We start from the raw sequence: 8,693 nt of genomic DNA on the forward strand, positions 1-8,693 counted from the left end.
CCCACCCTATGGACTGTCATCGACGTCGCTTCACTCAGCCCCTGGTACCTTCGACCAGTTTTATCTTCGTCACCTCTTCAGACGACCCGCTTCAACCCCTTTGCGATTATTCAGCCCGCGCGAGTTTCTCGTCGCCCGCTGCGTTTTCACCATCACGTATCTGGAGTCTGTAATGGAATTTATTTTAGACCCCTCGATCTGGGCCGGTCTGCTGACGCTTATCGTTCTTGAAATCGTGCTGGGGATTGATAACCTGGTTTTTATTGCCATTCTTGCCGATAAGCTTCCACCAAAGCAGCGCGATAAAGCCAGACTCATTGGCCTTTCTCTGGCGCTGGTGATGCGTCTGGGGCTGCTGTCTTTGATCTCCTGGATGGTGACGCTCACGCGGCCGCTGTTCAGCGTGGGCGAATTCAGCTTTTCCGGCCGCGACCTGATCCTGCTGGTGGGGGGGCTGTTTCTGCTGTTCAAAGCCACCATGGAGCTGCACGAACGGCTGGAAAACCGCGATCACAACGGCGAGGGCAACAAGGGCTATGCCAGCTTCTGGGCGGTCGTTATTCAGATTGTGGTGCTGGATGCGGTATTTTCACTCGATGCCGTGATTACCGCCGTGGGCATGGTGAACAACCTGGCGATAATGATGACTGCCGTGGTCATTGCGATGGGCATTATGCTGCTGGCCTCGAAGCCGCTGACCCGATTCGTCAATGCGCATCCGACCGTTGTCGTACTCTGTCTGAGCTTCCTGCTGATGATTGGCCTGAGTCTGGTTGCCGAAGGTTTTGGGTTCCATATTCCTAAGGGATACCTGTATGCCGCCATCGGCTTCTCAATCCTGATTGAGCTGTTTAATCAGATTGCACGGGTGAACTTTATGCGCCATCAGGCCAGAAGGCCGATGCGCGAGCGAACCGCCGAAGCGATTGTCCGTCTGATGGGGGGCCGCCGTGGCCCGGCGACCGGCAGCAGTGAACAGAGTGAGATGAATGACAGGCCGCGCGAGACCTTCAAGGATGAGGAACGCTATATGATCAATGGCGTGCTGACGCTGGCCTCGCGCTCGGTGCGCAGTATTATGACGCCGCGCGGTGAAATCTCCTGGGTCAATGCAGAGCGTCCGGCTGATGAGGTTCGCCTCCAGCTGCTGGATACGCCTCACAGCCTGTTCCCGGTGTGTCGTGGCGAGCTGGATGAAGTTATCGGGGTGGTGCGGGCGAAAGAGCTGCTGGTTGCGCTGGACCACGGCATCGATGTGGCAACCTTTGCCTCTGCCACTCCGCCGATAATTGTACCCGATACGCTGGAACCGCTTAACCTGCTTGGCGTGCTGCGTCGTGCCAGAGGAAGCTTTGTGGTGGTCACCAATGAGTTTGGCGTAGTGCAGGGGCTGATTACCCCGCTGGACGTGCTGGAAGCGATTGCCGGTGAGTTCCCGGATGAAGATGAAACCCCGGATATCATCGCCGACGGCGAAGGATGGCGGGTTAAGGGCGGCACCGACCTGCACTCGCTACAGCAGTTGCTGGACACGCAGGTGCTGGTCACGGCGGACAGGGACCATGCTTCGCTGGCCGGGCTGCTGATCGCCCAGAAGGGGCAGCTGCCCCAGGTGGGTGAGATCATTGAGCTGCCGCCGCTAACGTTTCAGATCCTCGAAGCGACCGAATACCGTATTGACCTGGTTCGCGTCACGCGCCAGCGCCAGGATAATGAGGAAGAAGAAGAAGGTTAATTCCAGCGCCGAAAAGCCTTTACCGCAGCTGGCGGCGGACAGCAAAAAGTCTGCCGCCATGCGTGGGTGTTGAGCTGAGGGCGATTGTCTCTTACTCGTGGGCAAGCGCTTGTCTCTCAGCGGACAGCGGGTAACTTCACTCCCTGCCCGCTGAGACGTCTCAGGCAAACAGCAGGCTTTTATGGCTACTCAGCCAGTCTGGAAAATCCCCCAGCGGCATGGGCCGCGCATAGAAGTAACCCTGTAATACATCCACGCCTTTATCCCGCAGGTAGGTAGCCTGCTCTTCCGTTTCCACGCCTTCCGCCACCAGGCTGATATTCAGACGCTGGGCCAGGGAAATCACCATATCCGTTACCGTAGCATTAATGGCATCTGTCCCGATGGCCGCCGTAAAGACCTTATCAATTTTCAGCACGTCCGGGCTGAGCGTTTTCAGGTACGAGAGGGAACTGTGGCCCGTACCAAAATCATCAATGGCCAGCTTTACCCCTAAAGTGTGCAGATAAGCCACCACGCGCTGATCGACCTCCGGCAGCGAGTCGCGTTCGGTAAGCTCGACAATCAGCTGAGGAACCGGATTTGCCGGCCACCACAGGCGCTGGAGATCGTCGATAATCTGGTGCTGATGGAAATGGCTGGCCGCGACGTTAATCGCAATATGAAACCTTGGGCAGCTGGGCAGCAGAGGCAGATGGCGTACGACTTCACTTAAAACAAAACGCGTGAGTGGCGCAATCAGATCCTGGCGCTCGGCCAGGGGGATAAAGACATCCGGCGGTATCCAGCCCTGTCGCGGGGTATGCCAGCGCAGCAGCAGTTCGATACCGTCGCAGTCGCCGCTGCGTGAATTAATCAGCGGCTGGCAGTAGACCATAAATTCGCGGGCATTAATGCCATAGCTGATTTGCCAGGAGAGACTCATGCGGTTGGCGGTTGCCAGCCAGACGATATAGCCCATCAGCAGGCTCAACAATAGCGCTAACGGCAGCTGCGAGGGCATGGTCATCAGCGCCAGCCGGGTCGGGGCCGGACCAAACAATGTGATAGAGAAAGGATAACGCAGTGAAGCCTCCTGCCAGGTGACTTCATCTTCTGAGGGCAGAGCCTTTTCTACCATCGGATTACCGTATTCCAGGCTTTTATCACCCACGTTGAAAATGGCGCGCTCAACCCATGGCAGGGTCGGTTCCAGCAGATAGTTACTCATCATTTCGATATTAATGACCTGCAAAATACCGGAGTGATTATCGGTATCCTGCGGCGTCCAGAATAGCAGAACAGGCGAGCCTTTAAGGAGCTGCTGGTCCGAACTGAGCATCATGCGCTGGTTATTCACTGCCAGTTCAGGGTAGTTGTTACTGAAACTGAGATCACCGGCGCCGGACAGGCTGGAACAGTACAGGGTGTCGTTATTTACCAGAATAATGGTTCGCACGGTCTGCAATGACGCCAGCTTTTCAATCAGCGGAAAACGCACCTGCTCGCAGGAGAGCCCTACCAGCCCCAGCGTATTATTGGCCGCAACGTCAAGGGGGGAAAACAAACGGTCGAAGCGCTGAATAGCGTTATTGGCGAAAATATGGGACTGCTGTTCAATGCGATTTTTCTCTTCCATAAAGCGGAAGGCTAACGTAAGGATGAGCACTAATGCGGCGACAATAATGGCGATAAATAATCGCTTGCGCCGAAACTGTCCGAATACTTCCTGGGACATTTGCATCAGTAACCACCCTAAATCAAGACGCCTATACAGAGACTGAGCACCTGTTATCGGCCTGCCAGTCATTAAGTTTAGCCATGCAGAAGAGAAAAGCATGATTAACTAAAACAGTGGGTTATCTGGCTCTGCCGCGACGTAATTCTCGTTCAGGGTGAGGGCAGGCCAGTGCTGTGTTACCCAAACAGGTATCTGCACTGGCACACCTTAAGCGAGGGGATGAGGAAAGACAATAGTAACCTGCAGGGCTAGTCGCACTGAACCTTAATGGCCAGGCCGCCACGTGAGGTTTCCCGGTACTTGGCGTTCATGTCTTTTCCGGTTTCGTACATGGTTTCAATGACCTTATCGAGAGAAACCCGGGCTGCGCTGGTGCGTCGCATCGCCATTCGGGCAGCATTGATGGCCTTAACCGAGGCGATAGCATTGCGCTCAATGCAGGGCACCTGTACCTGACCGGCGACCGGGTCGCAGGTGAGTCCCAGATTGTGTTCCATGCCGATCTCCGCCGCTACGCATACCTGCTCCGGGCTGGCACCCAGCAGTTCGGCCAGCCCGGCCGCCGCCATGGAGCAGGCAACGCCGACTTCGCCCTGACACCCCACCTCTGCGCCGGAAATTGAGGCATTCATTTTATAGAGAATGCCCACCGCACCGCAGGCCAGAAAATAGCGGATAAAAATGTCCGGGCTGACCGACTCGATAAAGTGGTCGTAATAGGCCAGAACGGCGGGAACGATGCCGCAGGCGCCGTTGGTGGGGGCGGTAACCACCCGTCCACCGGCTGCGTTCTCTTCGTTTACCGCCAGGGCAAACATATTGACCCAGTCGATGACGTTCATCGGATCGCTGGAGAGCTTATCAGAGGAAACCAGCAGGCGGCGAAGCGCGGAGGCGCGACGGGGAACGCGCAGTGGGCCGGGCAGTACGCCCTCGGTATTCAACCCGCGATCGATACAGTCGCGCATACTCTGCCAGATATCAGAGAAGTACTTCTCAATCTCCTGCTTATCATGCAGCGCCAGCTCATTTTTCATGATCATCCCGGAGAGCGACAGGCCCGTCTGATGACAGTGGTCCAGCATCTCCGTTGCCGAGTTGAACGGATAGGGGACCTCGACCTCTTCCAGCGTGGTCTGGCCGAAATGCTCTTCATCGACAATAAATCCGCCGCCGACGGAATAATAGGTCTTGCTGTAAATCACCGTCTCGCCCGCGAAGGCGTGAATGCGCATGCCATTCTCATGCAGAGACAGGGTGTCGCTGCGGAAAACCATCCCACCCTCGCGCGGGAAATCTACCTCATGCGCGCCGTTCGCCAACAGCAGGCGCTGCCGCTGTTCGACATCGCGAATAAAGCCGGGAATGGCATCAATATCTACGCTATCCGGAGCGGCGCCCGACAGGCCCATTATGATGGCAATATCGGTATGATGGCCTTTGCCGGTCAGGGAGAGCGAGCCGTAAACGTCAACGGCAATACGGGTCACGTCATTCAGCCTGCCGCTGCTCACCAGATCGTCGACAAACTGTTTCCCGGCTTTCATTGGACCGACGGTGTGCGAACTGGAAGGGCCAATGCCGATTTTAAACATATCGAAAACGCTAATCACAAAAACTCCTTGAGGGCCGCAGGCCGTCGGAACGGAATGCTGATGAGGCTGACTACTGCTGTCTGGCGCTGCAATATAAATGATTCAGGGCATTTGTGAAGTGATTTGACCGGAAGAAACGGTAAAAAGTTGGTTTAAAATAGTGGCAGTCGTACGCCGGGCAGGTTTTCTGTCGGTGAAGCCGTGAGTAGCCGCTCTGCCGATACCTGCAGGCTGAGCTGGCGTAAAATCCCTGCGGTCATTCCCCAGATAAAATACTCATCAAACCAGGAGAGCCATACGCGGTGCTGCACACCCCGACGATGGATATCCAGCGGCGTATAGCGCCCTAAACGCAGGGCCTCCTGTAGCGGCATTTCAAATACCGATTCAACCTCATCCTCATTTGGACACCACTTTAGCGTATCGGGCAGGATCCCCACCACCGGCGTGACCTGAAAGCCCGTACTGCTGGTCACGGCGGGGAGAACGCCCACTACCCGCACGGCAGCGGGGGGGATCGCCACTTCTTCGTATGCTTCACGCAGCGCGGTAAAAATAAGGGAGCTATCCTCCTCATCCACCATGCCGCCGGGAAAGGCTACCTGACCCGCATGTTTACGCAATGTCGCGGCCCGCCGCGTCAGGAGTAACGAGGGGCGGGGACGCGCAATAATCGGCACCAGCACCGCCGCCCGGCGCAGTGGCAGCGGGCCTGCATCAGGCTGCGGGGGTTGCAGCACAAAGCGGCTGATAAACTGCTCAAGCGTCAGTGGACCGTCAGACATTGGCGGTGTCCAGGCAGGGCAGGATCCGGCTGACCTTATCAAAAGTTTCCTGATACTCCGCCTGCTCTTCGCTGTCGGCGACGATACCGCCACCGGCGGTACAGTGAATCTGCCCCTGCTCAGCAGTCAGCGTGCGGATGGTTATGCTGGTATCCATTCTGCCGCAGAAGCTGATATAGCCAATAGTGCCGCACCAGGCATTGCGACGGTGCGGTTCCAGCTCATCAATAATCTCCATCGCACGGACTTTTGGCGCGCCGGTGATGGAGCCGCCGGGAAAGCAGGCGCGCAGCAGGTCGCAGGGCGTTAGCGGCGCCTTCAGTTCCGCGGTAACCGTACTGACCAGGTGGTGCACCGCCGGGAATGGCTCAACCACAAACAGCTCGGGAACGCGTACGCTACCCGGAACGGCTACGCGGCCGATGTCGTTACGCAGCAAATCGACAATCATCAGGTTTTCCGCCCGGTCTTTTACCGATGCCGCCAGCTTTTCTGCCTGCAGGCGATCGGCGACGGGATCGCTCAGGCGAGGAAGCGTGCCTTTAATAGGACGGGTTTCGATCTCACGGCCGACGATTTTAAGAAAGCGTTCAGGAGAGAGGCTGATAATCGCGCTTTCAGGCAGGCGGATAAATGCGCTGAAGGGCGCGCGATTTTCCCGGGTTAGCTCCCTGAACGCCTGCCACTCGTCACCCGTGTAGCGGGCGCTAAAACGCTGGGCGAGATTAACCTGATAGCAGTCTCCAGCCTGGATCCACTGCTGCACGCGGCGGAACTTTTCACCGTAGGCTTCGCGCGTCATATTTGACTGCCAGCGGTCGGTTAACCGGAACGGATCGATGCCGGGCGGCGTCAGGGCGTTAAGCCACGCCAGGCGCTTATCAGCATCGCCCTGAACCACCAGCGTCAGTGCCTTGAGATGATGATCCGCAATCAGCGCCCAGTCATAGAGGCCTGATGCCATATCGGGCGTGGTTAAGTCCTGCTCTGCCTGCTGGGGGAGCGATTCAAATCTGCGGCCAAGATCGTAGCCAAACAGTCCGAGCGCGCCGCCCTGAAAGGGCAGGTCAGGATGCGAAGGCGCACTCAGGCCGGTTTGCGCCATGACCCGGTCCAGCAGCGTCAAGGGATCGTCTTTACTCTGCTCTGACGCATCATCGCTCTCAATGGTGGTCACTTCGCCACGCGTCGTCAGGGTAATACGCGGATCGGACACCATAATATCAAAGCGATTATCATGGTGATCGGCAAAGCCGGAGTGTAGCAGCATCGACCAGGGCTGCTGGGCTACACAGTTAAACAGATTCAAAAGCGCTTCAGGCGTATACTTCAAAGAATGATAAACAACTGGCATGATAATTTAGCAGGCCTTGACCAGGACAGAGTACAAGCCTGACATATTTTTTTAATGCTGACATCTGTTTGTTACGCGCAGACGGGCTACGCGATTTTTACTGGAGTGGATATGATTACGGGATTACCAGCGCTTTCGTACGACCAGCAGCAGCAGGCGGTAGAGCGCATTCAGCAACTGATGTCAGAGGGTATGAGCAGCGGGCAGGCGATACAGCTGGTAGCGGCTGAGATCCGTGAAAATCATACGGGCGATATGATAACGGCCCGCTTTGATGACGAAGAGGATGACGACGACGAAAACGAGGATCAACGCAATCAGGATAATGACGATTACGGGGATGACGACGAAGAGGAGTATGAGGAGTAATTCTGCTTTCTGAGAGGTGATAACGTTTATTTTGGCGTTACGTCATCGTTGACAGAGGGTGGCGACGTGCTACGCCACCCGGAACGCGCCGGCTGCAACGTCCAACGCCAACGATCGGCTAATAACGATTATTTTGCGGCGATGATTTTTATCTCGACCCGATATTTGGGGTTCATCAGGTTGGCCTGAACGGTGCAGCGAACCGGCGCATTCCCCGGTGAAACCCAGGCATCCCATGCGCGATTCATCGCGGCGAAATCTTCTTTTTCCACCAGAAAAATAGTCGCATCAAGAATGCGGCTCTTATCCGACCCTACGCGGGCCAGTACCCGGTCAATTACCGCCAGCGCGTTGGCCGTTTGCGCGTGCGCATCCTCATCAAGGTTCTCCGGTACGCTGGTGTAGTAGATAGTATCGTTATGGATAACCGCTTCCGACATGCGGTGTTCTGGATCCAGACGTTCAATGCTCATGACTTCCCTCATTTATAGCAGTACAAATTTGCAGCCAGCCTGCCACAGTTTTATTGCTGCTGTCACCTAAAGGGTGGAGTGGCAGGGCGGATACTGACATAATTACAGTGTTTTCTTACAGGTGGTGAGGGTGTGTGGCAGACGATTTTGCAGCAGACGGCGCGCTGGCGCTGGCTATTCCGGGTTTTAAACCGCGTGAACCGCAGCGCCAGATGGCAGAAGCGGTGGCTCAGGCTATCGAAAATAAGCGCGAGCTGGTGGTTGAAGCGGGAACCGGCACGGGTAAAACGTTTGCCTACCTGGCACCGGCGCTCCGCTCCGGCAAAAAGGTGATTATCTCAACCGGCTCAAAGGCGCTGCAGGATCAGCTCTACAGTCGCGATCTTCCCACCGTTGCACGGGCGCTTAAGTATAAAGGCTCCCTCGCGCTGCTTAAGGGGCGCTCAAACTATCTCTGCCTGGAGCGCCTTGAGCAGCAGTCGATGGCTGGCGGTGAGCTGGTGGCGCAGGCGATGAGTGACCTGGTCCACCTGCGCGGCTGGTCGTCAGAAACCCTGGACGGTGATATCAGCACCTGCGGCGGCGTGGCCGAGGACAGCACGGTATGGCCGCTGGTGACCAGCACCAATGATAACTGCCTGGGCAGCGACTGCCCGCTGTAT

General features: G+C 56.5%; 7 protein-coding genes and 1 pseudogene. 3 read left to right on the forward strand and 5 right to left on the reverse strand.

Annotated features, from left to right (window positions below; translation table 11 throughout):
* The first annotated feature begins 172 nt into the window (after positions 1 to 172).
* Positions 173 to 1,735 carry a TerC family protein gene (locus A1830_RS02510; protein WP_067701263.1) on the forward strand — a complete coding sequence of 521 codons (1,563 nt, stop codon included), beginning with the start codon at positions 173 to 175 and terminating at the stop codon, positions 1,733 to 1,735.
* 160 nt (positions 1,736 to 1,895) lie between these two features.
* Here A1830_RS02510 and A1830_RS02515 read toward each other — a convergent pair whose 3' ends face one another.
* From A1830_RS02515 to pabB, 4 genes are all read right to left on the reverse strand, one after another.
* Positions 1,896 to 3,458 carry an EAL domain-containing protein gene (locus A1830_RS02515; protein WP_067701266.1) on the reverse strand — a complete coding sequence of 521 codons (1,563 nt, stop codon included), beginning with the start codon at positions 3,456 to 3,458 and terminating at the stop codon, positions 1,896 to 1,898.
* A gap of 245 nt (positions 3,459 to 3,703) precedes the next feature.
* Positions 3,704 to 5,068 (reverse strand): L-serine ammonia-lyase, encoded by a 1,365-nt coding sequence (gene sdaA, locus A1830_RS02520; protein WP_067701269.1) that lies wholly within the window; start codon positions 5,066 to 5,068, stop codon positions 3,704 to 3,706.
* Between the two features lie 134 nt (positions 5,069 to 5,202).
* Positions 5,203 to 5,835 carry a CoA pyrophosphatase gene (locus tag A1830_RS02525; protein WP_067701272.1) on the reverse strand — a complete coding sequence of 211 codons (633 nt, stop codon included), beginning with the start codon at positions 5,833 to 5,835 and terminating at the stop codon, positions 5,203 to 5,205.
* On the reverse strand, positions 5,828 to 7,189 hold the full coding sequence (pabB, locus tag A1830_RS02530; RefSeq protein ID WP_067701275.1) for an aminodeoxychorismate synthase component 1: 1,362 nt from the start codon (positions 7,187 to 7,189) through the stop codon (positions 5,828 to 5,830). Before pabB ends, A1830_RS02525 begins: the two co-directional genes overlap by 8 nt.
* Before the next feature lie 111 nt (positions 7,190 to 7,300).
* On the opposite strand from pabB, the gene A1830_RS02535 reads away from it, so the two are divergent.
* Positions 7,301 to 7,558, forward strand: a complete 258-nt coding sequence (locus A1830_RS02535) for a YoaH family protein (RefSeq protein ID WP_067701278.1) — start codon at positions 7,301 to 7,303, stop codon at positions 7,556 to 7,558.
* Positions 7,559 to 7,686: 128 nt separating this feature from the next.
* Here the strand turns inward: A1830_RS02535 and A1830_RS02540 are convergent, their stop codons facing one another.
* Entirely contained in the window at positions 7,687 to 8,031 is a 345-nt protein-coding gene (locus A1830_RS02540) for a RidA family protein (RefSeq protein ID WP_067701281.1), read from the reverse strand.
* A 134-nt stretch (positions 8,032 to 8,165) separates the two neighbouring features.
* Between A1830_RS02540 and A1830_RS23845 the strand changes: the two are divergent.
* Positions 8,166 to 8,693 (forward strand): annotated as a pseudogene (locus A1830_RS23845) (ATP-dependent DNA helicase); the annotation flags it as partial.

The organism is Erwinia sp. ErVv1, assembly GCF_900068895.1.
Classification (GTDB): domain Bacteria; phylum Pseudomonadota; class Gammaproteobacteria; order Enterobacterales; family Enterobacteriaceae; genus Erwinia.

Excerpts from the sequence above, each read along its gene's own strand:
- A1830_RS02510 (WP_067701263.1), top strand. The coding sequence starts at position 173 with ATGGAATTTATTTTAGACCCCTCGATCTGGGCCGGTCTGCTGACGCTT.
- A1830_RS02525 (WP_067701272.1), bottom strand. The coding sequence starts at position 5,835 with ATGTCTGACGGTCCACTGACGCTTGAGCAGTTTATCAGCCGCTTTGTG.
- A1830_RS02515 (WP_067701266.1), bottom strand. The coding sequence starts at position 3,458 with ATGCAAATGTCCCAGGAAGTATTCGGACAGTTTCGGCGCAAGCGATTA.
- A1830_RS02535 (WP_067701278.1), top strand. The coding sequence starts at position 7,301 with ATGATTACGGGATTACCAGCGCTTTCGTACGACCAGCAGCAGCAGGCG.
- A1830_RS02540 (WP_067701281.1), bottom strand. The coding sequence starts at position 8,031 with ATGAGCATTGAACGTCTGGATCCAGAACACCGCATGTCGGAAGCGGTT.
- pabB (WP_067701275.1), bottom strand. The coding sequence starts at position 7,189 with ATGCCAGTTGTTTATCATTCTTTGAAGTATACGCCTGAAGCGCTTTTG.